Genomic DNA, 221 nt, shown 5'->3' with positions numbered 1-221 from the left:
ACGAGGTCGGCGAGGGTCTCCTTGTCGAGTTCGGCGCCCTTCCCGGTCATCGACGTCTCGGCGACGTTCCGCAGCGTCTCCGTGTCGTCGGGGTCGACCCGGGTGGCGACCTCGTCGACCTGCTCACGGGCGTACTCGCTCGCGAGGTTGAACCCCTTGATCACCGCCGTCGGGTGGATGTCCTGCTCGAGGAGGTCCTGGGCGTTTTTCAGCAGCTCGCC

Annotated in this window: 1 protein-coding gene; it reads right to left on the bottom strand. The window is 67.4% G+C overall.

All coding sequences use genetic code 11. The features are described 5' to 3' along the window. A partial coding sequence (locus tag EXE44_RS19710; RefSeq protein WP_274595414.1) for a TCP-1/cpn60 chaperonin family protein occupies positions 1 to 221 on the bottom strand: 221 nt, incomplete at both ends.

Origin of the sequence: Halorubrum sp. SS7 (assembly GCF_005435055.1) — an archaeon.
Taxonomy (GTDB): Archaea; Halobacteriota; Halobacteria; order Halobacteriales; family Haloferacaceae; genus Halorubrum; species Halorubrum salinarum.
Note: the sequence above shows the minus strand (reverse complement) of the source record. Positions and strands in the feature narration are given on the sequence as shown.